Below are 621 nucleotides of genomic sequence, written 5' to 3'. Positions count from 1 at the left end.
AAACCGCGGCAAAGGGCTCATGGATTCCCTCCTCGGTCTGCTGCTGCGCTAACAGTCTGGAATCCATAAAGAGCCTACGTTGATTGGGCCAGTAAAAGTCATGCTTGCGGCAATCGGAAGTATAGGTCCGGCGCTTGTTGTAGGTGTCTCGTTGATTGGATTATTACTCCATTTCATTGGGGTGAGAGTTGACGACTGGGTTTTCGCGCATAACTTGGGTGGTGCTTGCATGATTGGTGCAGGATTCCTCTTGGGTTTCATCATTCGCCTTGTTTTTGCCTCCAGATTTGAACTGCGAATCACGGATGCTCCACTCGTGTTCTGGAGTCATCTTTGGTCAGCATTCGCGCTTTTTTGGGTTGAAAAAAGTCTCTTAATCACATGAAACGCCTCTAACGATTTTCATCGCCATCGTTGTGGCAGGGTTTGGTTTTCTTTTGGCTAATGACTTTGTTTCCAAGTCGGTGCCCGGTTCAGGTAAGGGTCTAGATAACTTTAGCCTCTGCAACCGCATGCTAAGGTTATGTTATGCAAGGGAAAAAAAAGGTATTTCAGGCGTTCACACATCTCGGAAGCGAAATTCAGAATGATTGTACGCTATTTTGCGCACGATTTACCGGC

1 protein-coding gene is annotated in these 621 nt (G+C 47.0%); it reads left to right on the top strand.

Annotated features, from left to right (window positions below):
• Positions 1-79: 79 nt before the first annotated feature.
• Positions 80-385, top strand: coding sequence for a hypothetical protein (locus BQ17_RS21015; protein ID WP_141699332.1), 306 nt, complete (start codon positions 80-82; stop codon positions 383-385).
• Positions 386-621: the final 236 nt, after the last annotated feature.

It is taken from the genome of Candidatus Thiosymbion oneisti (assembly GCF_900092655.1).
GTDB lineage: Bacteria > Pseudomonadota > Gammaproteobacteria > Chromatiales > Chromatiaceae > Thiosymbion > Thiosymbion oneisti.
Note: the sequence above shows the minus strand (reverse complement) of the source record. Positions and strands in the feature narration are given on the sequence as shown.